We start from the raw sequence: 21,765 nt of genomic DNA on the forward strand, positions 1-21,765 counted from the left end.
CTCAACTGCCCCGGACGAACGCTGTTTCCTTCTCGATCGCGCCCACGTCCACGGGTGCGCGCACGAGTTCCTGCTCCAGGGCGTAGCGCCCGGCGGTCTCAAGGCAGTTGGCGAGGGAGTCGCTCCAGCCGGCCGCCACCGCGCGTCCGGCCGGTGAGTCGTCGCGCTCGTGCGCGGTGGCGGCGATCGCGTCCTCCAGCGCGCGGTAGAGGGCGAGTACCGCGTCCGGTGCGCAGCGCAGGACGTCGTCGCGGACCACGACCACGTGGTTGGCGGGGACGGTGCCGTGCCGGTCGACCCAGGCGAGTCCGGCGGCCTCCGCGTCGGGGATCAGCGGGACCAGGCCCTCGCCCTGGCCGCCGGTCGCACGCGGGCCGAGCACGGCGGCCTCGACGTCCCCGGCCCGCAGCAGATCGGCGACCCGCCCGGCCTTCGAGCGCTCCACGTAGGCCGGTTCGCGGTACTGGGCGACGTGGGCTTCCTCGGTGGTGACCCAGGTGACGTCGGAGGCCTCGACGCCGTACTCCTCGCGCAGGATGCCGCGTACCCACAGGCCGGTGGTCTGGCTGTAGGAGCGCACGCCCACCCGGCGGCCGACGAGGTCGCCCGGGGTGAGAGGCGGTCCGTCCGGGAGCCGGGTCAGGGAGCGGTGGTGGGTGCCGCCTATCATCACGACCGGCAGCAGGGTGAGCGGCACGCCCGCCTCACGCGCCTGGAGGTAGGTGGCGAGGGCCAACTCGCAGACGTCGTACTCCAGTCGGCGGACCATGCGGGCGAAGGCCGGGTACAGCGGGGACGACTCGACGAAGCGGCAGTCGCCGCCCAGTACCGGGCTCTCCTTCAGGCGTCGGGTGTGCGGGTAGTCGCCCAGCAGGACGGTCAGCGGTGACACCGGTGGCCGCCTCATACGTCCTCGCCGTACATGAGCCGCCGGTAGGGGACGCTCAGCACCTCGCGGGTGATGCGGACGTCGATGACGGTGGGCCGGGGTGTGCGGACGAACTCCGCCACGGCGGCGGTGAGTTCGGCCGGGGTGCGGACCGTGGCGCCGGCCCCGCCCAACGCGACGGCGACCGGGCCCAGTTCGGGTGTCGGGATCAGGGCGAGGTTCGGATCGAGGCCCTTGGAGCGGGACTTGTGGTACTCGGCGCCGAGTCCCTCGTCGTTCATGACGACGACCAGGAGCGGGATCCCGTACCGGCAGGCGGTCTCGAACTCGGAGAGGTGCATCAGGAAGCTGGCGTCGCCCTCCACCACGAATCCGGGCCGCCTGCCCTCGGCCACCAGTCGGCCGATCGCGAGAAGGGGGGCCTGCCCGATGGCGCCGAACATGCCGTAGTTGGAGAGGACTTCGCGGGAGCGCTGGAACAGCATGGTGCCGAAGTCGACCTGGTGCCCGCTGCCGAGCACCAGGCCCATGTCACCGGGAAGTTCGTCGTCGAGGATGCGGATGGCCTGGCGGGGGTCGATGCGGCCCGGTTCGGTGACGTACGACTCCGGGGGCCGGAGCGGTTCGGCGAGGCGGCGCAGTACGTCGTCGGTGTGGAAGCCGTCGAGGTGGACGGAGTGTTCGTCCAGGGCGCGGCTCAACTCGGCGACGGCGGTGACCGCGTCGGCCTGGATGTAGCAGTCGGCGGCCCTGCCGTTGCCCATCACGAGGTGCGGGGAGACGTCGATCTGGACGTACTTGGCGTCGGGGAAGAGGTAGCCGTGCTCGATGGTGTAGCTGTTGAGGCTGGCGCCCACCGCGATCACGCAGTCGGCCTCCTGGAGGAGTTCGGTGGCCGCCCTGCTGCCGAAGAGGCCGGCCAGGCCGACGTGGTAACGGGTGCTGTCGCACAGCCAGTTCTTCGCCTGGAGGGTGGTGGCGAGGAGCGCGCCGGTCCGCCGCTGGAGGGCGAGCACCTCCCCGCCGGCGCCCGCGCGGCGCGCCCCGCGTCCCGCGACGATGACCACGCGCTTGCTGGCCCGGACGAGGTCGCGGGCCGCCGCGATCCGGGCCGGGTCGGGCAGCAGCCGGGGGCTGTCGAGGAGCGCGAGCGAGGGGACGTACTCCTCCTCGTCGTCCAACTCCCCCTGCTGGATGTCGATCGGGGCGCTCAGCATCACCGGGCGTGACTCGGTGCGGGCCTGGTAGAAGGCGCGTTGTACGGCGTCCTGGGCCTGGTCGGGGCGGGAGAGGTGGACGAAGCCGCACTCGATCGCGGCGGCGAAGCGGCGCTGGTCGAGATACTGCACGGCGCTCTGATCGCCCCAACTGGTCTCGCCGCAGAAGGCGACCAGCGGGGTGCGGGCGCGGTTCGCGACGATCATCGAGGTGGCCAGCTGTGAGGTGCCGGGGCCGCTGGTGGTCGTAACCACCCCCGGGCGTCCGGTCGTTCGGGCCCAGCCGTCGGCCATGCCGAGGCCGGAGCCCTCGTGCCGTACCTCGTAGAGGCGGACCCCGCGCCGGTCGAGCGCGTTCATCCAGTGCATGTTGGCGTCGCCCATCATGCCGAAGACGTCGCTGGTGCCCTCCTTGACGAACGCCTCGGCGAGGGCTTCGTAGGCCTTCAATTCCCGGCCTCCTTCGGGGTGTTGGATTCGACGTTCTCGAGCACGCCCGCCAGGCGGCCGAACACACGCAGCGCGTTGCCGCCGTACACCGCCCGCCGGTCGGTGTCGGTGAGCGTGTCGAGGGAGTCGAGGAGGTGTTTGGTGTCGTCGAAGCGGTGTCCGGTCTCGGGGTCCACGCCGCGGACGGCGCCGATCATCTCCGAAGCGAACAGGATGTTCTCGGCGGGGATCACATCGACCAGGAGTTGCATGCCGCGCCGGTGGTACACGCAGGTGTCGAAGTAGACGTTGCGCAGCACCGCCTCCTCCAGCGGTGGGCGGCCCTGGTCCTGCATGACGCCCCGGTAGCGGCCCCAGTGGTAGGGGACGGCGCCGCCGCCGTGCGGCAGGATCACCTTCAGGGTGGGGAAGTCGGTGAACAGGTCGGACATGCACAGCTGCATGAACACGGCTGTGTCGCCGTTGAGGTAGTGCGCGCAAGTGCCTTGCAGGGCTGGATTCCTGGACATCGCGACATGGACCATGGCGGGCACGTCGAGTTCGACGAGCTTCTCGTAGAGCGGGTAGTACACGCGGTCCGTGAGGGGTGGTGCCTGCCAGTAGCCGTCCGAGGGGTCGGGGTTGAGCAGACAGCCGACGAAGTCCAACTCCTCGACGCAGCGCTCCAGTTCGGCGACGGAGTTGCGCACCGAGGCGGGCAGGGCGTCCCCCGGCGACTGGGGCAGTTGGCACACGCCGACGAACCTGCCCGGGAAAAGTCCGCACACCCGGGCGATGAGGTCGTTGCTGACCCGGGACCAGTCGAGGCTGGTGTGTTCGTCGCCGTAGTGGTGGGCCATCTTCCCGGCGCCCGGGGAGAAGAGTCCCAGGTCGGTGCCGCGCTCCAGCTGGAGCTTCAACTGGCCTTGTTCCACCGCCGTCTTGATCTCGTCGTCGGTGATGTGCGGTTCGTCGGGCGATACGCGGGTGCCGGATTCCTCGAAGGCGCGGAGCTGCCGTGCCCGCCAACTGCCCAGCTCCGGCGGGGCGGTGGTGAAGTGTCCGTGGCTGTCGATGATCACTGGCGTCCTTCCCTTCCGGGGGTGCGGCCGGTCAGGGCGCGGCCCAGGCCGAGGCCCGGGTGGGTGCGGACGGGCGCCGACATCAGGAAGCGGTAGCCGTCGTCCAGTACTTGCTTGACGTTGTCGGCGGTGACATGGGGATGGCCCACGGCGATGCCGCGCTCGCCGCAGACGTCGAGGACGCGGCGCTTGGCGTCCAGGACGCGCGGATGCCCGTACTGGCGTGGCACGCCCAGTTCCTGGCTGAGGTCGCCCTCGCCGATCAGGATCAGGCCGATGCCTGGCACCTGGTCGAGGATGTCGGGGAGGTTCTCGATGCCGCGCTGGTCCTCGATCATGAGGGCGACGAGGAGTTCGCCGTCCGGGTCGAGCGGCCAGACGTCGCTTCTCGCGTAGTACTGGGCGTTGGTGAGGCCCCAGTAGCGGGCCGCCGCGCCGGGGCTGTCGCCGCGCAGGCCGGCGGGCTCGTGGCGGGGGCTGCCGGGCAGGCTCGGGTAGCGGCAGGCCGCGACCGCGTTGCGGGCCTCGTCCACGGTGGTGATGTGCGGCCAGACGACACCGTAGGCGCCCAGGTCGAGGACCTGTTTGGCGTGCCACTGTGCCTTCTCGCCGCCGTTGGCCGGGATGCGCACGAGCGGGGTGACGGCGGGCGCGAGGCCGTCGGCGGTGTGGATCAGGCGGCGGTTCAGGAGGTACTGGAGGCTGTCGCGCAGGGCGGTGACGTCCCAGGGTTTGTGTTCCGTCTCGAAGACCAGGGCGTCATAGTCGGTGGTGGCGAACTCGACGGCGGACACGGGGTCGGGGGCGGCGAAGGAGGCGAAGACGTGGCGTCCCGACTCCAGTGCGCCGATCACGTTGTTGAGCCTGGGCCGTGTCATCGGCGGCCTCCTGTCGTCGCCGAGTCACCGTCTGCGGAAGGTTTCTGATGCCTGGTCAGGAGCCGGGTCCACCAGGCCCGCAGGCGGCCGAGCGGGCCGAGGGGAGGTGCGACCGCCTCGGCTCCGGCGCACCGCTGGATGAGCTGCGCCGAGAACTCCCGGGTCATCCGCGAGACCAGCGCCCCGGCGCCGGACTCGACCAACGAGGCGAGCCTGCCCTTGAGTTGGACCTCGCCCAGCACACTGACGCGTGACTCGTCCGGTCCTTCGCCCTCGGTCACCCGGAAGTCGGCGCGGGCGGTGAAGCGGGTGCCGCCCTGGCCGTCCTTGCCACGGGCCGCGAGACGGCCCTCGTGTTCGGACTCGGAGAGTTCCAGGGCCACCCGGGCGGCGAACGCCACCTTCATCGCGCCGAACTTGACGACGAGGGTTCCGTCGAAGGAGCCGTCGTCGTGGGCCTCGCCGAGTCCGGCGCCGTTGATGCAGGCGACGACCTCGGAGGGGGACGAGACGATCTCCCAGACGCGTTTCGGTGGGCTCGGAACGGCGATCTCTTCGGCGATCGATATCAACGCTGGGCACCTCGCAGAGCGGCTTGGCGACGGCTGGGGACGGCGGGGGCGCGCTTACGCGCCGGCGTCCGACGTCTGCAGCTGGGACTTGAACAGGCTCCACAGGTCGTTGTAGAGCTCGGAGAACTCACGGGACTCGACGAGGGAGCCGATGCTGCGCGGCCGTTCGAAGGGGACGGGCAGCACCCGGCGGATCGTGCCGGGGCCGTCGGACATCACGACGACCTCGTCGGCGAGGTAGATCGCCTCGTTGAGGTCGTGCGTCACGAAGACGAGCGTGCCGCCCCGCTCTCCCTCCCAGAGGTTGAGCAGGTCCTGCTGGAGCTTGAGCCGGGTGATGGCGTCCAGCGGGCCGAAGGGTTCGTCCATCAGCACGATGGACGGGTTGTAGATCAGGGCCCGGGCGATCGCGCAGCGTTTCTGCATGCCGCCGGAGAGCTCGCGGGGGTAGTGGTCCTCGAATCCGGTGAGGCCGACGACCTTCACCCAGTGGGCGACGCGTTCCTCCCGCTCGGCCCGGGGGACCTTGCGGAACTTCAGGGCCAGTCCGATGTTGGCCCGGACGCTGAGCCAGGGCAGCAGGTTGGCCTGCTGAGTGACGTACGCCGCCTCGGAGTTGACGCCGGTCACCTGCTCGCCGTCGAAGTGGACGCGGCCGAGGGTCGGGGCGAGCAGTCCTGCGGCCAGGTTGAGGATCGTGCTCTTGCCGCAGCCGCTGGGGCCGATCACGGCGACGAACCGGCCCCGGTCGACCTGGAACGACACGTCCTCGATGGCGGGCCGGCGGCTCCCCGGGAACTCCAGGGTGACGTGGTCGAAGCGGAGGGCCTCGGTGTGGGGTGCGCGCTGATTGTTCGACAACTTGGTCTCCTTGCCCGGCCTACACGTAGGGGTTGGGGGGAGGGATGAACCCGCGCTCGCAGCAGATTGTCCGACAAGCGATGCAGTGAACGTAACAGCGCCGACCCATGACGGCAAGAAGTGTGCAGCAAGAACGCGTTTCCTCTTCGCGCTCAACTCCCTTGCCGCCCAGGATTGATGGACAATCCTGCGCGGCCGGATCTCAGCGGGCGAAGACGGCGATGGAGTCGGGGTTGGGCAGGGGCAGGGAGTTCCCGGTGCCGGTCAGCAGCCCGGAGCGGGGGTCGACGGCGAAGACGTCGACGGTGCCGCTCGCCTCGTTGGCGACCAGCAGCCAGCGCCCGCCCGGGTGCACGGTGAAACTCCAGGGCTTCAGGCCTCCGCTGGGGATGCGTTGGAGGAGGGAGAGCAGCCCGGTGCGCCGCTCGGCCTCGTACACGACAAGGGTGTTCTCACCGCGACTCGACGCGTAGACGAAGCGGCCGTCGCGGCTGAGGGCGAGTTCGGCGCCGCTCTTGGTGCCGGCGAAGTCCGGCGAGTCGATCGCGACGCTCTGACGGAGCGTCAGCTCGCCGGATCTCCCGTCCCAGTCGAGGAGTTGGAGTTCCGCGGTGAGTTCGGTCAGCAGGTACGCCTTCCGCCCGTCGGGGTGGAAGACGAGCCGTCTGGGCCCCGCTCCGGCATCGGTGGCGTAGGCGCCGGGACCCGTCCCGCCCGGGGACAGCGCACCCGTCGTACCGTCGAAGCCGTGGACGAAGACGCGGTCGGCGCCGAAGTCGGGGACCAGGGCGTGGCGGCGGCCGGGTGCCACGACCACCTGGTGCGGGTGCGGGCCCAACTGGCGTGGGCTGGGCCCCGATCCGGTGTCCACGACGACCGACACGGGTGCGCCGAGTGTGCCGTCCCGGTGGATCGGGAGTGAAGTGGCGAGGCCCGCCTCGAAGTTGGCGACCAGGAGGGTGTGCGAGGGCCGGTCCACGCCGAGGTACGACAGGCCGCCGCCTGCCGTGGCTCCGCCGTCCGTGCTCACCTGACCGAGCCGGGTCAGCGCGCCGGTCGGGCGGTCGACGGCGAGGACGGTGACGATTCCGCCGTTCAGCTGGCCGCCGACGTAGAGCAGCGGGCGGTCCGGATGCGCCGTCACCCAGCCCGAACTGACCTGCGCCACCGGCCCGTCGGACGTCAGGACTCCTTCAACGGGGTCGAACGTGACCCCGTGGACCTGCCCGCCGTTCCAGCTGCCGACGTAGAGCAGGTCGAGTCTCGCCTGTGGAGTGGCTTCGGCGCTCGGTGCTCCGACGGTCAGCGGCACGGTCGCCGCGGTCGCCGTCGCCGTCATGGCGCCCAATAACGTTCTGCGGGACACAGCCCCTTTGATCTCGACCATGGGAAGCAACAGTTGTCGCGATGCGCGGCAGCGTCCACAGCGCGTACGAAGCTTTGCGTGCGGGCCGCGCAAGCTGAGCTTTCGCGATCCGCACGCTCAACTCGCCTACTGATCGGAGGCGTTGGGGCGGGCGAGGCCGAGATCGTAGGCCAGGATCACGGCCTGGATGCGGTCGCGGGCGCCGACCTTCCCCAGGACGCGGCCGACATGGGTCTTCACCGTGGACTCGGAGACGAAGAGTCGCTCGGCGATCTCGCCGTTGGTCCAGCCCTGGCCGATGGCGAGCAGGATCTCGCGCTCGCGCTCGGTGAGGGAGCGGATACGGGGGTCGTCCGTCGCCGGAGCCGCCGTAGGACCTTCCGGTGAGTGTTTCGGCAGGTGCTGGGCGTAGGCGTCGAGCAGGCGGCGGGTGAGGGCGGGGGCGATGACGGCGTCGCCGGAGGCCACCGCGCGGATACCGGCGAGGAGTTCCTCGGGGTGGGCGTCCTTCAGGAGGAAGCCGCTGGCTCCCGCGCGCAGTGCCTCGTGGGCGTATTCGTCGAGGTCGAAGGTGGTGAGGATGAGGACGCGGGAGCGGTCGCCGGCCGCGACGACCCGGCGGGTGGCCTCGATGCCGTCCATGCCGGGCATCCGTACGTCCATGAGGATCACGTCGGGGCGCAGTTCGGCGGCCATCCGTACCGCCTCGCCGCCGTGCCCGGCCTCGCCGACCACCTCGGTGTCGGGGTTGGCCTCCAACAGCATGCGGAATCCGAGGCGTTGGAGGGGCTGGTCGTCCACGATGAGCACGGTCGTCATGCCGCTCCCCCGATCGCGTCGAGCGGGGTGAGGTCGAGGGTGGCCCGTACCGTCCAGCCGCCGCCGGGGGCGGGGCCGGCGGTGACGGTGCCGTGGTAGAGGGCGGCGCGTTCTCTCATACCGGCGAGTCCGTGTCCTTCGTCGTGGCTCGGTGCGGGTCCGGTGCCGGCCGTGCTGGGGCCGGTGTCGTGGCAGTCGATGTGCACGCGGGTGTCCTCGACGTTCACCGTCAGCTCGACGCGGGTGTCGTGGCCGGCGTGCTTGAGGGCGTTGGTGAGGGCCTCCTGCACGACGCGGTACACGGTGAGCTGGACCCCTCGGTCCAGGGCGGCCGGATCGCCGCCGGTGCGGTACACGACCTGTGGGCCGGCCGCGCGGATCCGGGCGCACAGGGCGTCGAGGTCGGCGACACCCGGCTGGGGGCTGAGTTCGGGGGCGTCCGGGGTGGGGCTCTGCACACGCAACACGCCCAGCATGCGCCGGAGTTCGCCGAGCGCCTGGCGGCCGGTGTCGCCGATGAGGAGCAGGGCCTGCTTGCCGCGTTCGGGGGCGAGGTCGGTGGCGTAGGCGCCGCCGTCGGCGAGGGTGATGATGACGGAGAGGTTGTGGCCGATGATGTCGTGCATCTCCCGTGCCACGCGGGTGCGTTCGGCGGCGGCGGCGAGCTTGCTGCGCTGGTCGCGCTCGATCTCCAGGCGCGCGGCGCGGTCGCGCAGTACGGCGAGCTGGGCGCGTCGGATGCGGACGACGAAGCCGAGCGCGACGGCCGCGGTTATCGTGCTGAACAGGACGAACAGGGCGTCCAGGAACGGGACTTGGGACGGCAGCCGGAGGGCGAACAGTCCCAGGGCGGCGAGGGTCACGGCGCAGGCGACGGGCAGCCGCCGCAGCTGCCCGTGCAGGACCAGACTGTAGAGGGAGATGAGCAGGGCGACGTCGGCGCGCAGCCAGACCCCCAGCCCGGCCTGGACGAAGAACACCGCGGCGATCAGCGCGAAGGCCAGGGTCGGCCTGCGACGCCGCCACAGCAGCGGCAGCACCAGACCAGCCTGCAGGGCGACGGTCGCCGGCCAGGGCAGATGGATGAAACTGTTGTCGAAGCCGCGCCGCCGGCCGTCGTGGTCGTCCACCAGGTCCGGCAGGCAGAACATCAGCGCGACCACGACGATCAGGGCCGTGTCCAGCACCCAGGGATGTCTGCGGTCGCCCTGCTTGATCCGCCGTCCGAACCGGGACAGGCCGCCGGCCACGGGGTGGCTCCACGGGAGGTCCGCCTCACCGAACGGCGCGTGGGCAGGGTCGTCGGGGCTCATCGGTGTCACTGGTCCGGGTTCATGGAGGTCACCTGTCCATTGTGCGGCTCTCCCGCCGGAGCGTCGGCGCGGCACCCGCCCCGTGAACAGGCCGGATGCCGCGCCGTGGCCGCGGGGGGAACCGGTCTCAGGCGTCGGTGCGGACCAGCCGGTACGCGGCGCCGCCCAGCGCGAGCGCCGTCCAGCCGAGGAAGACCAGGAGTCCGGCACCGGGCGAGAGGGTCGTCGAGTCGTGGGTCAGCGAGAACATCGCCTCGCCCGCGTTGCTCGGCAGATAGGGGCTGATGTTGTCCTGCCAGGAGCTGGGCAGCAGCGAGATCAGTCCGGGCACCAGCATCAGCGAGGCGACCAGCACCGAGATGCCACCGGCGACCGAGCGCAGCAGCGCGCCCAGCGCGGCGCCGATCACGCCGACCAGGCCGAGGTAGAGACCGGCGCCGAGCAGGCTGCGGACGACTCCGGAGTGGGAGAACGTGAGGGCCGCGGGGGTGCCGGAGACGATGCCGCTGACGATCGGGAACGCGACGAACACCCCGACGAGGGAGACACCGAGCGCGACGACGCCGAACACGGCGGCCTTGGACCACAGCACCGGCAGGCGGCGCGGTACGGCGGCCAGCGTGGAGCGGATCATGCCGGTCGAGTACTCGCCCGCGGTGACCAGGACGCCCAGCACGCCGAGGGCGAGCTGCGCGAAGTTCGTGCCGAAGAGGGAGATGCCGAGCGCGGTGGCGTTTGCGTCGTCCGGCCGCAGATTGCCCGAGCCGTACTCGGACTTGTAGTGCGCGGCGGAGATCAGGCCGAACGCGATCAGGAACAGCAGGCCGAGGCCCAGGGTGATCCAGGTGGAGCGCAGGGACCACAGCTTGGCCCACTCGGAGCGCAGTACCCGGCGCCCGGTGACCTTGTACGGCGGACGGGCCGGCCGTACGGCTGCGGGTGCGGCGCTGTCGGTCGCGGTGGCGGTGCTCACGCGGCCCTCCCGGGGGTCTCGACGCTGGTGGTGCCGTGGTACTCGACGGCGTCCCGGGTCAGGTCCATGAACGCCTGCTCCAGGGAGACGGTCCGCGCGCTGAGTTCGAAGAGCGGGATGCGGTGCTCGGCGGCCCTGATGCCGATGGCGCGCGCGGTCAGCCCCGTGACGTGCAGTTCCTCGGAGCCGACCTCGCCGGTGATCTCCACGCCGGGACCGGCGAGGACCTCGCGCAGCCGGGCGGGCTGCTCGGAGGCCACGGTGACGGTGTCGCCGCCGGCCGTGCGGACCAGGTCCCGCACGGTGGTGTCGGCCAGCAGCCGCCCCCGTCCGACGATGATCAGGTGGTCGGCGACCAGCGCCATCTCGGTCATCAGGTGCGAGGAGACGAAGACGGTACGGCCGTCCGCGGCGAGCCCGGTCAGCAGGTTGCGGATCCACAACACGCCTTCGGGGTCGAGACCGTTGACCGGTTCGTCGAGCATCACGGTCGCCGGGTCGCCGAGCAGCGCGGCGGCGATGCCGAGCCGCTGCCCCATGCCGAGGGAGAAGGCCCCGGCCCGCTTCTTGGCCACCGACTGGAGGCCGGTCAGTTCGATGACCTCGTCGACGCGGCGGCGCGGGATGCCGTGCGTGTAGGCCTGCGCCATCAGGTGGTCGAACGCGGAGCGGCCCGGGTGGACCGACTTGGCCTCCAGGAGCGCGCCGACCTCCTGGAGGGGCGCGGTGTGCTCGGCGTAGGGCCTGCCGTTGACCGTGACGGTGCCGGCGGTGGGCGCGTCCAGGCCGACGATCATGCGCATCGTGGTGGACTTCCCGGCACCGTTCGGGCCAAGGAACCCGGTGACCGTGCCCGGCTTGACGACGAAGTCCAGCCGGTCGACCGCCGTCTTCTCCCCGTACCGCTTCGTCAGCTGTTGCGCCTCGATCATCGCCATCCCTCACGCTCACGTGCCACTGCCCCGACTGGACACCGGCAACACTAGGAGGGCGGGGCCCAGAACCCGTCGTACCGAGGGGCCGTTGCGGGGGCGGGCGTAGTACCGCAGTACCACCGTGTGCTGCGTGTTGTGTACGTTCCCACTCCATTCGCACGGACGTCACGCCCACCAACTGCGGGAAATACAACCGTCACACATATTTACAGTGCCTGTTACCTCTCTTACTGTGAACGTTCTCAGAACCCAACCCGCATGCGCATGTCAGTCGACCCAAGGAGGTCGGGTACCCCGTGAAAATCCCGGGCCGCATAGTGAAGGCCGCCTTGCTGCTGGCCGCAGTCGCCCTGCCGGCGGCGATGCTCACCCCCACCGACGCCGCCGCCGCGAACTCGCTCACGATGCTCGGCGCCGACGTCTCGTCCGCACAGCGCGCGATCGATCTCGGCGCCAAGTACTACGACTCCAGCGGGACCGCCAAGGACCCCCTCGACATCCTCAAGGGCGCCGGCGTCAACTACGTACGCCTGCGGATCTGGAACAACCCCGCCAGCGGCTACAACAACAAGGCGAAGGTGCTGGCCTACGCGAAGCAGGTCAAGGCCAAGGGCCTCAAGCTGCTGATCGACTTCCACTACTCCGACACCTGGGCCGACCCGGGCAAGCAGTACAAACCGGCGGCCTGGTCGAGCCACGGCATCGGCGCGCTGCAGACCGACGTCTACAACTACACCTACGACGTCTGCAACAGCCTCAAGTCCCAGGGCACCACCCCGGACAGCGTGCAGATCGGCAACGAGATCAACGTCGGCATGCTGTGGGACGACGGCAAGGTCGTCAACAACAGCTTCACCAACCTCGGCCTGCTGCTGAAGTCGGGCTACAACGCGACCAAGGCGTGCAACAGCTCCACCCAGGTGATCATCCACACCGCCGACGCGGACAGCGACTCCAACGCCCGCTGGTTCTACGACGGCATCAAGGCGCAGGGCGTCAACTGGGACATCACCGGGCTGTCGTACTACTGCATGTGGCACGGCACGCTGGCCAACATGGGCAGCGTCGTCTCGGACATGAAGTCCCGCTACGGCAAGGACGTCGTCATCGCGGAGACGGCCTATCCGTTCACCTCGTCCGACGCGGACAGTACGGCGAACTCGGTCACCTCGGGCTGCTCGGGCTATCCGCTCACCTGGGCGGGGCAGGGCGCGGAGTTCACCGCCGTGCAGAACACGGCGCGCAGCGCGGGCGCGATCGGTGTCTTCTACTGGGAGCCGACCTGGTACGCGGTCACTGGCAACGGCTGGGACCCGGCCAACATCGCGACCAGCGGGGACGGTTGGGACAACATGGCGATCTTCAACTGGACCGGCCAGGTCAATCCGAACGTGAAGTGGACGCCGTAGCAGGGTAGTTCGATACGGCCCATGAACGGCATCGCCCGCTTCCCCGGGCGGTGCCGTTCTCCGCGTTCAGGACTGATGATCCGTCAGGGCACGGTATACGGACGCCGGCTTGGGGTTGGCGCGGCAGCGCCACACTCCGTGCGGGCAGTAGTCGCCGATGGTCCGGTGGAGCGGGTGCTGTCCTGCCATCCAGGTGAGCATGGAGCGCACGTAGGCGGGATTGTCGCCGTTGTCGAACAGGCCCCACTCGGGGTAGGCGAGGGGCTTGTGGTGGGTGCGGGCGAAGTCGGCCTGTGCCAACAGGCCGTACGGTTCGGTCAGTTGGCCGGTGAAGAGCAGGCCCCGGGGAGCGTCGTAGGCGTCCATGCCGATGACGTCGACGTAGGCGTCGCCGGGGTAGCGGTCGGTCCAGGGGATCGCGTCGTGGCCGCGGTTCGGGGTGAAGTCGAAGTGGAAACGCCGGCCGGGGACGGACCGCATCGCGGCGACGATGCGCGTCCAGTAGCGCTTCCAGGACGTGGGGTCGGGCGCGCAGCGATGGGTGTGGGTGGTGCCGTTCATCTCCCAGCCGAGGACGATCTCCGTGTCGGGGCGCCGAGTTGGACCAGTCGCCGGGCAAGCGTGCGGAAGTGGTCGTCGTAGCGTCCGCCCGCCCCCTCCCCCGGCTCGGTGCGGACCACGTCGTCGGGCAGGTGGGCCTCGTTGCGGTCCAGCATCGGGACGTTGAGGACCAGCAGGCGGTCCTGGCGGGCCCGGCGCCACTGGGCCCACTGGTCCAGGTCTCCGGCGGCGCCCTCGATGCCGGTCCAGGTGTCGCCGGGCAGATACGCGTGGCCGACGCGGGGTTCGGGCCGGCCGAGCCGGGCGCCGAACTCCGCGACCCGGCGGACGGCTTCGGGGCCGTAGCCGACGTAGGCGCCGTAGGCCGTCGGCGGACCGGACTCGTGCGCGGGGGCCGCCCGCACGGGCCGGGGCGGGGGCTCGCCGCCCGGCACGCAGGCCGGTCCGGCCGGCAGGACGAGTGCGAGGGCGGCGGTGAACAGGGCCGGCAGGCTGCGGCGCGTCCCGCGCGGGGCCACTGGACGCCTCTCCTTCTTCTCCTTCTTCCCGGGTGCGTTGGGCGGCGGACGGCTCCGACGCCCGAGCAACGTACCAGCGCGGGGCAGAGGATGACGTAGCACGCTATTCACGACATGACCGGTGCGCCCGGAGCGAGGTGGTGCGGCGCGACCGCACGCCCACGCGAAAGGACTGCGCGCCGGGGCGAAAGACCATGTCGGTGGGTGCTTGGCAGAGTCGGGTCCAAGCATGCGGAACCGGTGCGGAACGTGGTGGCGAGCGGTCACCGGCACCGGTGTCCGGACCGGCGACAAAGGATGAGCATGACCTCGAACCCCCAGGTGCAGACCGTCCGCGGCCCCGTGGCGGTGGGCGACCTCGGCACCGTCCTGATGCACGAGCACGTCTTCGTCGTCAGTGAGGAACTCCGGCAGAGCCTCCCGGAGACCTGGGACGAGCAGGAGCGCGTCGACGACGCGGTGACCCGGCTGAAGGCCCTCGCCGCGACCGGCGTCACCACACTCGTCGACCCCACCGTCATCGGACTCGGCCGCAACGTGGCGCGCGTCGCCCGGGTCAACGCGCAGGTCGACCTCAACATCGTTGCGGCGACCGGCATTTACACGCTGGCCGACATCCCCGACTTCTACCGCTACCACGGCCCGGGCACGGTCCTCGGCGGCCCCGAGGGCATGACCGAGCTGTTCGTCCGGGAACTCACCGAGGGCATCGCGGACACCGGCGTCCGGGCCGCGTTCCTCAAGTGCGCCATCGAGAACGAGCTCACGCCGGGCGTGGAGCGGGTGATGCGCGCGGTGGCGCAGGCGCAGCTGCGGACCGGTGCCCCGATCACGGTGCACACAAGTGCCGCCGCCCGTACGGGACTTGTCGCGCAGCGGGTACTGCGCGAGGAGGGCGTGGATCTCGGCGCGGTCGTCATCGGGCACAGCGGCGACACCGCCGACCTGGACTATCTGCACGAACTCGTCGACAACGGCTCGTACGTCGGAATGGACCGGTTCGGCCTCGACATCCTGCTGCCCGAGGACGAGCGGGTGGCGACCGTCGCCGCGCTCGCACGGGAGGGCCTCGCCGAGCGGATGGTGCTGTCGCACGACGCGTCCTGCCACATCGACTGGTTCCCGCCGGGCGTACGGGAGCAGATCGCGCCGAACTGGCACCACACCCACCTCCACGACCAGGTGCTCCCGGCGCTGCGCGCCGCCGGCGTCACCGAGGCCCAGCTCACCACCATGCTGGTCGACAATCCGCGCCGGTACTTCACACCGGCCGGCGCCTAGGGCCGCGGCCTACGGCTGTGCGGCGGGGCCCGCGTCCGCGCCGGACAACTCGTGGGCGCCGCGCCTGACTTCGCGCGGGGTGGTGCCGAACTCGGCGCGGAACGCGGTGGCGAAGGAGGCGTGGCTGCCGAAGCCGCTGGCGTGGGCGATCTCGGCGATCGAGTACGTGGTCCAACTCCCGCTCGCCAGCCGGGCGCGGGCGACGTTCAGCCGTTCGCGGCGGATCAGGTCGCGGGAGGTCGTGCCCGCGGCCTGCAGCACCTGCTGGACGTAGCGCGCCGACCAGCCGAGCGCCCGCGCGATGCCGGCGACGTCCAGGTCCCGGTCGCAGGCGTGCTCGCGGACGTGGCGCCGGATCGCGGCCTCCACCGTCGCCCGCTGTCCGGTGGGCGCCGAGTCGGTGCCGCCCTCGGCGGCCAGGCACACCAGGTCGAGGAGCCGGTCGCAGGCGAGGTCGAAACTCGTCTCGGAGAGGTGCTCGCGCTCCTCGTGCAGGGTGGTGGTCAACTCCCGGACGATCCGGCCGAGTCCGCGGGCACCGTCGAGCAGATGCGGTCCTCGGGCCGCGCCCGCGCTGCGGGCGGAGAGGTGCCGGCCGGACACGATCAGGGAAATGCTGCGGAGACCGGCGTCGTGCGCGAATGTCAGCGGCCGGTCGATGTCGCACAGCGCCATGGCGCCGGGGCCGATCTCACCGGACGCGGCGCCCTGCTCCAGCCAGGCCGATCCGGCCAGCGGGACGAGGAGTTCGTGGGTGTCGCGGGGATCGGTGCGGATGTGCCGGTTGTCCCGGTCGACCACTTCCTCTCCGCCGGAGCACAGGGCGAGACCGTAGGTCTTCGACCGCTGCCACTCCAGGTGCCCGGTCCACGGGGCGCGGCGGTCCGGCACTCTGATGCGGCTCGCGCCGTGCAGACCGGTGAAGACCTCGTCCCAGGCGCTCGCGGAGGAGACGGTCAGAGCTTGGCTCCAGGAAGACACACCTCATCCTATCCGGCCAAAAAATGACGATGCCCGAGACAGAGAAGCGCACCGCGCTCCCACCTCTGTGATCCAGTTCACCCGGTCCGGGTCGAACTTTTGGACCGGTCCCCCATCTTGTCCGTGTCACGCCCCGTGTTCCTGTTTCCGCCCTACCCCTACGGGAGGCGTCATGGCATCGGCATTCCCCGCACCTGTGGTCCTCGTCGGACGCTCGGCCGAACTGGCTTTGATCGACCGGCACTTCGACTCCGTCGGGGCGGGCGGCGCCGCGCTGATGCTGACCGGGGAGCCCGGGGTGGGCAAGAGCGCGCTGCTGGACGCCGCGGCGCCCCGCGCGGCCGGGGCCGGCTTCCGGGTGCTGCGGGTGACCGGCTGCTCCTTCCAGCAGGGGGTCGGCTTCTCGGCCCTGAACCAGCTGCTGCAAGCCCTCGCGGACGCGATTCCCGCGCTGCCCGCCCGGCAGGCGGAGACCCTCCAGGCGGTCCGCGGACTGTCCGAGGAACAGCCCACCGAACTCCTCGCCATCGCGAACGCAGTGCACGCCCTCGTGGCACACGTCGCCACCGGGGCCGCTCCGCTCGCACTGATCGTCGACGACGCGGCCTGGGTGGACCGGTCCAGCGCCACGGTCCTGGGCACCCTCGCCCACTCCCCGCACACCGGGCACCTCGCCGTACTGGGCGCCTCCCGGACCGGGGACGCGTCCTTCCTGAGCAACATCGGGATACCCGAGCACGAGGTCCGGCCGCTCGACAACACCTCGGCGGACGAACTGGTCGCCGAGCGGTTCCCCGCCATGGCGGCCCGGGTCCGCCGCCGGCTGATCGCGGAGGCCCGCGGCAACCCCCTGGCCCTGCTGGAACTGCCGGTCCCCCTCAACGACCTCCAGCACACGGCACGTTCCACCCTGCCGGCCGTGCTGCCGCTGACCGAGCGCCTCAAGGGCATCTTCTCCACCCGGGTCGCCGCGCTCCCGGCCCCGACCCGGAAACTGCTGCTGCTCGCCGTGCTCGACGGCTCGGGTGAACTGCACGTCCTGCAGCGGGCCCTGGGCGGTCCGGACCCGCTGGCCGCGCTGTCCCCCGCCGAGCGCGCCGGGCTCGTCCAGGTCGACGCGGTCACGGGCCTGCTGGGATTCCGGCACCCGCTCACCCGCTCCGCGGTCCTGGACCTGTCGACCAGCGGGGAACGCCGGTGGGCACATCAGGCGCTCGCCGCCGAACTCCCCGAAGGATCCGAGCACCGGGCCCGGCACCTCGCCGACGCGGCGATCGGCCCCGACGACCGGGTCGCCGCCCTGCTGCACGACGTGGCCTACGGCACGCTGCGCCGCGGTGACGCCGTCGGCGCCATCAACATCCTGCTGCGCGCCTCGGAGTTGAGCGCCGACGGAACGGCGAAGGCACGCCGGCTGGCGGAGGCGGCCTGTCTGGGCGCCAACATCACCGGTGACCTCCGCAATGTGCGCGCGCTGCTGGACAACGCCGACCACGCCGACCCGTCCGGCACCGACTCGCTGGCCGCCGCCACCGCCGCGGCCAGTCAACTCCTCAACGGCGAGGGCGACGTGGACACGGCCCACCGGCTGCTCGTCGGCGCCATCGACACCCACGTCCGGCCCGGGGACACGGACGAGGACATCCTCCGCGAAGCCCTCAACACCCTTCTGATGGTGTGCTTCTACGGCGGCCGGCCCGAACTGTGGAGCTCCTTCGACACCGTCGTGGCCCGCCGCCGCCCGCCCTCCTCGGGCCGGCTGCTGCCGGTGATCCTGGGCGCCTTCGGCGATCCGGCCCACGGCGCGCCGGCCGTCCTCGACCGCCTCGACGACCTCGTCGCCGGACTGCACCAACAGACCGACCCCGTACGGGTCTTCGGGATCGCGCTCGCCTCCTCCTACGTCGACCGGCTGCCGGGCTGCCGGGGCGCGCTGCGCCGGATCGCCGAGGACGGCCGGGACGGCGGGGCGGTGACGCTGGCGATCCAGGCGCAGTTCCTGCTGGCCAACGACGCCTGGACCGGCGGCCAGTGGGACGACCTGCTGGCGGTCACCGCGGAGAGCCTGCGCTGGTGCGAGACGTACGACTACCGCCTGACGGCCTCGACGGGCCACTTCCTCCAGGGAGTTGTGGCAGCGGCGCGCGGGGACGGCGACACCGCGCGCGGGATCGCGGACCGGCTGGTGTCCTGGGGCAATCCCCGGGGGCTCGGCGCGCTGCGCGTCTACGCCTCGCACATCCGGGCCCTGTCGGCGCTCGGTGACGCGGACTTCGACACTGCCTACCGGCTGCTGCGGGCGCTCGGCACCCCGGGCGAGGTGCCGCGGTTCATGCCGCACGCCCTGTGGCTGCTGCCGGACTTCACCGAGGCCGCGGTCCGCACCGACCGGTACGAGGAGGCGGCGGCGCACGTCGCAGCGGTCCGCAAGACGGACATCCCGTCGATCTCGCCCCGGCTGGCGATGCTGACGGACGCCGCCGAGGCGATGGCCGTCGCGGACTTCGTCGACCACGACCTGTTCGAGGCGGCGATCGCCGCGCCCGGCGCCGAACGCTGGCCGTTCGACTGGGCCCGGATCTGCCTGGCCTACGGCGAGCGGCTGCGCCGCGCCAAGGCGGGCGTCGCGGCCCGCACCCACCTGGAGGCCGCGCTCGCCACGTTCGACCGGCTGGGCGCCGTCCCGTGGAGTGCGCGCGCCGCCGACGAGCTGCGGGCGAGCGGGATCCCCGTCGGACCGGTCGTGTCCGACGGCCGGGACCCGCACGCGCTGCTGACCCCGCAGGAGCGCCGGACGGCCCGGCTGGCCGCCACGGGACTGACGAACAAGCAGATCGCCGCGCGGCTCTTCCTGTCCCCGCGCACGGTGGCCGCCCATCTCCGCAGCGTCTTCAGGAAGTTGAACGTCACCTCCCGGGGCGGCCTGCGCGACGCGCTGACCGGCCCGGTTCCGTGACGTCGTCGGCTCAGTGCCCGGCCGGGCTCTCGCCGGGGTTCAAGTGCCAGCGCCAGTTGGGGCGTTCGTAGGCGATCTCGAAGCCGAGGCGGAACATGTTGTGCAGGGAGGTGTTGTGGGTGCCGGGCTGTTCGGCGCCCGTCTCGGCGACGAGGATCCGGCAGCCGAGCTTCCGTGCCGCGCGGGCCCGGGCGGCGAGCAGGGCGGTCTGGCCGCCGCGACCGCGCGCGTGGGGCAGTACGGCGCCGGCGAACATCTGCGCCGTCTCGCCGCGGACGAGCAGGGTGCCGGTGCCGACCAACTCGCCGTCCAGCCAGGCACCGTAGGGATGCCAGCCCAGCCGGGTCACGGTAGAGGCGGCCATCTCGGCGTAGTGCTCGACCGGTGTGCCGAAGGCCCGCATCATCACCGTGCCCCATTCCAGGGCGTCTTCGGCGGCCGTCGGGGCGACCCGGATGCCGTCGGGCTTGTCCAGGGTGTCGGCGCGGGCGACGGCCTCGTCGGTCGGGCAGACGAGCTTGACCCAGGACGGGTCGCGGACGATGCCCTCCCGCGCGCAGATCTCCGGCCAGTCCTCGGGCAGGAAGGCGGGCGCGATCTGCAGGACGGCCTGCGGGGTGCGCTCGGCGCGGTAGAAGTCGCAGATCTCCGCGACCAGTTGGGCGGTCACGGGGGCGGTGACCCCGAAGCCGAGGGCCTTGCTCCAGAAGTGGGTGCTGTCGTTGCGCATCGACAGCACCACCCCGCCGCCGATCCGGGTGGCGCTCATGCCGAGCGCGGTGCGGACGGGCTCGGGGGTCTCCGTCTGGAATCGGTAGAGGGCTTCCGCCTCGGACTGCTCGGCGACGGACGGCTGGACGACGGTCGTCAAGGTGCTGCTTCTTTCTCGGGTGGTCCCCCGGGAGGGCACGCGGGCAGCCCGCCTGCGGGGAACAGGCGGGCTGTCGGGGGGAGTTGACAGGTGGTCAGCTGGTGTCGGAGGGAATGCCGTGCCAGGCCTCGGCCTCGGTGACCCGGCCCGGGAACGCGGTCAGCCCCGGTCGGCAGCGGCCTGCTTGATCAGTTCCGCGACCGCCTCCGCCTGGGAGACGTAGATGGCGTGGCTGCCGGCGGCCTCGGCCACGGTGGCGCCGGCGCGCTCGGCCATCTGGTGCTGGACCGGCGGCGGGATCATGTGGTCGTCGGTCGCCACGAGGTACCAGCTGGGCTTGGTCCGCCAGGCGGGCTCGGTGATCGTGCCGCCCAGCGCGTCCAGACCCCACGGCACCTGGGCGTCGGCCAGGAACGCGGCGTCCTCGGCCGGCAGGTCGCCCGCGAACGACGCGGCGAACTTGTCCCGGTCCAGGAACAGGAAGCCGTCCTGGGGCGGCAGGATCGGCGGCACGGGCGCGCCGGGCGCCGGGTCGGCGACCAGGGTGCCGACCGACTCGTCCTTGTCCGGCGCGAAGGCCGCGATGTAGGCGAGCGCGGCCACCTTGTCGTGACGGCCGGCCTCGGTGATCACGGCGCCGCCGTAGGAGTGGCCGACGAGCACCGCCGGACCGTCCAGGGCGTCGAGGGCGCGGTGGGTGACCGCGACGTCGCCCTCGAGGGACAGGGTCGGGTTCTGTACGACGCTGACGCGGTATCCGTCCTGGGTGAGCAGGCGGTGCACGGACTGCCATCCGGAACCGTCGACGAATCCGCCGTGCACGAGAACGATGTTCTTGACGGCACTCATGCCGTTGCTCCTTGTTTCTCGGGTAACCCTCCGGACAGCTCCACGCTAGGGCGGGCCGTCCGCCGGGGCTTCGACCAAATGACCTAGTTGCTGGCAGCGGCCTCGACGAACGCCGTCACCGCCTTCGCGAAGGCCTCCGGTTCCTCCAGGTGCCCGAAGTGCCCGCTGTTCTCCAGGACGACCAGCTCCGAACCCGGGATCAGTTCGTGGAGTTCCTCGGCCCAGCGCACCCCGCAGATGACATCGTGGCGGCCGACGAGGACGAGGGTCGGCACGGTGAGCGAGCCGAGCGCGGCACGGTCGTCGACGACGTCCGGAGTGAGGTCCTCGTCCAGGCCGGAGATGTAGGTGCCGGTCACCGCGGCCCGCGCGGGACCGAACTCCGCCTCCCGGCCCCAGAATTCGGCGAAGTACGCGGGGAAGATCCCGCGGGCGACGGCGGTCATCTGCGCGTCGTCGGAGATGGTGGGGATGTTCTGGAACGCCTCCACGACCTCGGGGAGCCCGGGGTTGTCGGAGTGCCGGGCGGCGAACTCCTGCACCAGGCGCACGGCCTCGGCGCCGTGCTCGGGACCGGTCACCGGCGCGCTCTCGTAGAGGATCACGCCGGCGATGCGGTCGGGGTGGTGGAGCGCGTGGTACTGGGCGACGAAACCGCCGTGCGAGTGCCCGAGCAGGTGCACCTCGGGGACGCCGAGGTGGTCGATCAGTCCGGTGAGGAAGCGGCTGTAGCGGGCCCGGGTGTAGCCGTGCGGGTGGGTGGGCAGCCGGCCGGAGGCGCCGGTACCGACGGGCTCCGGGTAGACGACCGTGAGGTGCTCCTCCAGCGCGGGCATGCGCAGGTACTCCCAGAAGATGCCGGGTCCGCCGGAGTGCGCGACGCACACGGGACCGGTCCCGTGGACGTGGTAGCGCTGTGTGACTCCGTCGATCTCGACGGTGTGCGTCCCGGTGGCGAGCGGGTCGGTCGAAGGGGTGGTGCTCATGGGATCTCCTTGTCCGGCA

General features: G+C 71.4%; 20 protein-coding genes. 3 read left to right on the forward strand and 17 right to left on the reverse strand.

Features of this window, described 5'->3' with window-relative positions:
- Window position 1: 1 nt before the first annotated feature.
- The 11 genes from OH768_RS10005 to OH768_RS10055 form a co-directional block, all read right to left on the reverse strand.
- Window positions 2-907, reverse strand: a complete 906-nt coding sequence (locus OH768_RS10005; RefSeq protein WP_406452171.1) for a hypothetical protein — start codon at window positions 905-907, stop codon at window positions 2-4.
- On the reverse strand, window positions 904-2,556 hold the full coding sequence (locus OH768_RS10010) for a thiamine pyrophosphate-binding protein (protein WP_406452173.1): 1,653 nt from the start codon (window positions 2,554-2,556) through the stop codon (window positions 904-906). Before OH768_RS10010 ends, OH768_RS10005 begins: the two co-directional genes overlap by 4 nt.
- The gene (locus OH768_RS10015; RefSeq protein ID WP_406452175.1) at window positions 2,553-3,617 is read right to left on the reverse strand and encodes an amidohydrolase family protein; all 1,065 of its coding nucleotides are present in this window, start codon (window positions 3,615-3,617) and stop codon (window positions 2,553-2,555) included. Before OH768_RS10015 ends, OH768_RS10010 begins: the two co-directional genes overlap by 4 nt.
- Window positions 3,614-4,495: an HpcH/HpaI aldolase/citrate lyase family protein gene (locus OH768_RS10020; RefSeq protein ID WP_406452177.1), complete on the reverse strand. Its 882-nt coding sequence runs from the start codon at window positions 4,493-4,495 to the stop codon at window positions 3,614-3,616. The genes OH768_RS10015 and OH768_RS10020 overlap by 4 nt, the downstream gene beginning before the upstream one ends.
- Window positions 4,492-5,067 carry an SRPBCC domain-containing protein gene (locus tag OH768_RS10025; RefSeq protein WP_406452179.1) on the reverse strand — a complete coding sequence of 192 codons (576 nt, stop codon included), beginning with the start codon at window positions 5,065-5,067 and terminating at the stop codon, window positions 4,492-4,494. Before OH768_RS10025 ends, OH768_RS10020 begins: the two co-directional genes overlap by 4 nt.
- A 54-nt stretch (window positions 5,068-5,121) precedes the next feature.
- Entirely contained in the window at window positions 5,122-5,928 is an 807-nt protein-coding gene (locus tag OH768_RS10030) for an ABC transporter ATP-binding protein (RefSeq protein ID WP_406452181.1), read from the reverse strand.
- Window positions 5,929-6,130: 202 nt separating this feature from the next.
- Window positions 6,131-7,267 (reverse strand): lactonase family protein, encoded by a 1,137-nt coding sequence (locus OH768_RS10035; RefSeq protein WP_406452183.1) that lies wholly within the window; start codon window positions 7,265-7,267, stop codon window positions 6,131-6,133.
- A 153-nt stretch (window positions 7,268-7,420) separates the two neighbouring features.
- Complete coding sequence (locus tag OH768_RS10040; protein ID WP_406452185.1) at window positions 7,421-8,113, reverse strand: response regulator; 693 nt, start codon at window positions 8,111-8,113, stop codon at window positions 7,421-7,423.
- Window positions 8,110-9,426 (reverse strand): sensor histidine kinase, encoded by a 1,317-nt coding sequence (locus tag OH768_RS10045; protein WP_406452187.1) that lies wholly within the window; start codon window positions 9,424-9,426, stop codon window positions 8,110-8,112. The genes OH768_RS10040 and OH768_RS10045 overlap by 4 nt, the downstream gene beginning before the upstream one ends.
- A gap of 127 nt (window positions 9,427-9,553) precedes the next feature.
- Window positions 9,554-10,399, reverse strand: coding sequence for an ABC transporter permease (locus OH768_RS10050; protein ID WP_406452189.1), 846 nt, complete (start codon window positions 10,397-10,399; stop codon window positions 9,554-9,556).
- Window positions 10,396-11,331, reverse strand: a complete 936-nt coding sequence (locus OH768_RS10055; protein WP_406452191.1) for an ABC transporter ATP-binding protein — start codon at window positions 11,329-11,331, stop codon at window positions 10,396-10,398. Before OH768_RS10055 ends, OH768_RS10050 begins: the two co-directional genes overlap by 4 nt.
- Before the next feature lie 299 nt (window positions 11,332-11,630).
- On the opposite strand from OH768_RS10055, the gene OH768_RS10060 reads away from it, so the two are divergent.
- The gene (locus OH768_RS10060) at window positions 11,631-12,743 is read left to right on the forward strand and encodes an arabinogalactan endo-beta-1,4-galactanase (RefSeq protein WP_406452193.1); all 1,113 of its coding nucleotides are present in this window, start codon (window positions 11,631-11,633) and stop codon (window positions 12,741-12,743) included.
- Between the two features lie 66 nt (window positions 12,744-12,809).
- Here OH768_RS10060 and OH768_RS10065 read toward each other — a convergent pair whose 3' ends face one another.
- Together OH768_RS10065 and OH768_RS10070 are read right to left on the reverse strand one after the other, a co-directional pair.
- Window positions 12,810-13,304: a glycosyl hydrolase gene (locus OH768_RS10065; protein ID WP_406452195.1), complete on the reverse strand. Its 495-nt coding sequence runs from the start codon at window positions 13,302-13,304 to the stop codon at window positions 12,810-12,812.
- A complete protein-coding gene (locus OH768_RS10070) occupies window positions 13,301-13,822 on the reverse strand; it encodes a hypothetical protein (protein ID WP_406452197.1) in 522 nt (173 codons plus the stop codon). The genes OH768_RS10065 and OH768_RS10070 overlap by 4 nt, the downstream gene beginning before the upstream one ends.
- 303 nt (window positions 13,823-14,125) lie before the next feature.
- Between OH768_RS10070 and OH768_RS10075 the strand changes: the two genes are divergently transcribed.
- Window positions 14,126-15,103, forward strand: a complete 978-nt coding sequence (locus tag OH768_RS10075; RefSeq protein ID WP_406452199.1) for a phosphotriesterase — start codon at window positions 14,126-14,128, stop codon at window positions 15,101-15,103.
- Between the two features lie 9 nt (window positions 15,104-15,112).
- Here OH768_RS10075 and OH768_RS10080 read toward each other — a convergent pair whose 3' ends face one another.
- Entirely contained in the window at window positions 15,113-16,084 is a 972-nt protein-coding gene (locus OH768_RS10080; protein WP_406452201.1) for an AraC family transcriptional regulator, read from the reverse strand.
- Window positions 16,085-16,256: 172 nt separating this feature from the next.
- Between OH768_RS10080 and OH768_RS10085 the strand changes: the two genes are divergently transcribed.
- A complete protein-coding gene (locus tag OH768_RS10085; protein ID WP_406452203.1) occupies window positions 16,257-19,040 on the forward strand; it encodes an AAA family ATPase in 2,784 nt (927 codons plus the stop codon).
- Window positions 19,041-19,050: 10 nt separating this feature from the next.
- Here OH768_RS10085 and OH768_RS10090 read toward each other — a convergent pair whose 3' ends face one another.
- From OH768_RS10090 to OH768_RS10100, 3 genes are all read right to left on the reverse strand, one after another.
- The gene (locus tag OH768_RS10090; protein ID WP_406452205.1) at window positions 19,051-19,911 is read right to left on the reverse strand and encodes a GNAT family N-acetyltransferase; all 861 of its coding nucleotides are present in this window, start codon (window positions 19,909-19,911) and stop codon (window positions 19,051-19,053) included.
- A 159-nt stretch (window positions 19,912-20,070) separates the two neighbouring features.
- Window positions 20,071-20,760: an alpha/beta fold hydrolase gene (locus OH768_RS10095; RefSeq protein ID WP_406452207.1), complete on the reverse strand. Its 690-nt coding sequence runs from the start codon at window positions 20,758-20,760 to the stop codon at window positions 20,071-20,073.
- Window positions 20,761-20,843: 83 nt separating this feature from the next.
- Window positions 20,844-21,746: an alpha/beta fold hydrolase gene (locus tag OH768_RS10100; protein WP_406452209.1), complete on the reverse strand. Its 903-nt coding sequence runs from the start codon at window positions 21,744-21,746 to the stop codon at window positions 20,844-20,846.
- Window positions 21,747-21,765 lie beyond the last annotated feature (19 nt).

It is taken from the genome of Streptomyces sp. NBC_01622, assembly GCF_045209635.1.
Classification (GTDB): domain Bacteria; phylum Actinomycetota; class Actinomycetes; order Streptomycetales; family Streptomycetaceae; genus Streptomyces.

Coding starts and splice junctions, on each gene's coding strand:
- OH768_RS10005 (WP_406452171.1), bottom strand. CDS start 907: ATGAGGCGGCCACCGGTGTCACCGCTGACCGTCCTGCTGGGCGACTAC.
- OH768_RS10100 (WP_406452209.1), bottom strand. CDS start 21,746: ATGAGCACCACCCCTTCGACCGACCCGCTCGCCACCGGGACGCACACC.
- OH768_RS10045 (WP_406452187.1), bottom strand. CDS start 9,426: ATGAGCCCCGACGACCCTGCCCACGCGCCGTTCGGTGAGGCGGACCTC.
- OH768_RS10095 (WP_406452207.1), bottom strand. CDS start 20,760: ATGAGTGCCGTCAAGAACATCGTTCTCGTGCACGGCGGATTCGTCGAC.
- OH768_RS10085 (WP_406452203.1), top strand. CDS start 16,257: ATGGCATCGGCATTCCCCGCACCTGTGGTCCTCGTCGGACGCTCGGCC.
- OH768_RS10055 (WP_406452191.1), bottom strand. CDS start 11,331: ATGATCGAGGCGCAACAGCTGACGAAGCGGTACGGGGAGAAGACGGCG.
- OH768_RS10040 (WP_406452185.1), bottom strand. CDS start 8,113: ATGACGACCGTGCTCATCGTGGACGACCAGCCCCTCCAACGCCTCGGA.
- OH768_RS10020 (WP_406452177.1), bottom strand. CDS start 4,495: ATGACACGGCCCAGGCTCAACAACGTGATCGGCGCACTGGAGTCGGGA.
- OH768_RS10075 (WP_406452199.1), top strand. CDS start 14,126: ATGACCTCGAACCCCCAGGTGCAGACCGTCCGCGGCCCCGTGGCGGTG.
- OH768_RS10065 (WP_406452195.1), bottom strand. CDS start 13,304: ATGAACGGCACCACCCACACCCATCGCTGCGCGCCCGACCCCACGTCC.
- OH768_RS10035 (WP_406452183.1), bottom strand. CDS start 7,267: ATGACGGCGACGGCGACCGCGGCGACCGTGCCGCTGACCGTCGGAGCA.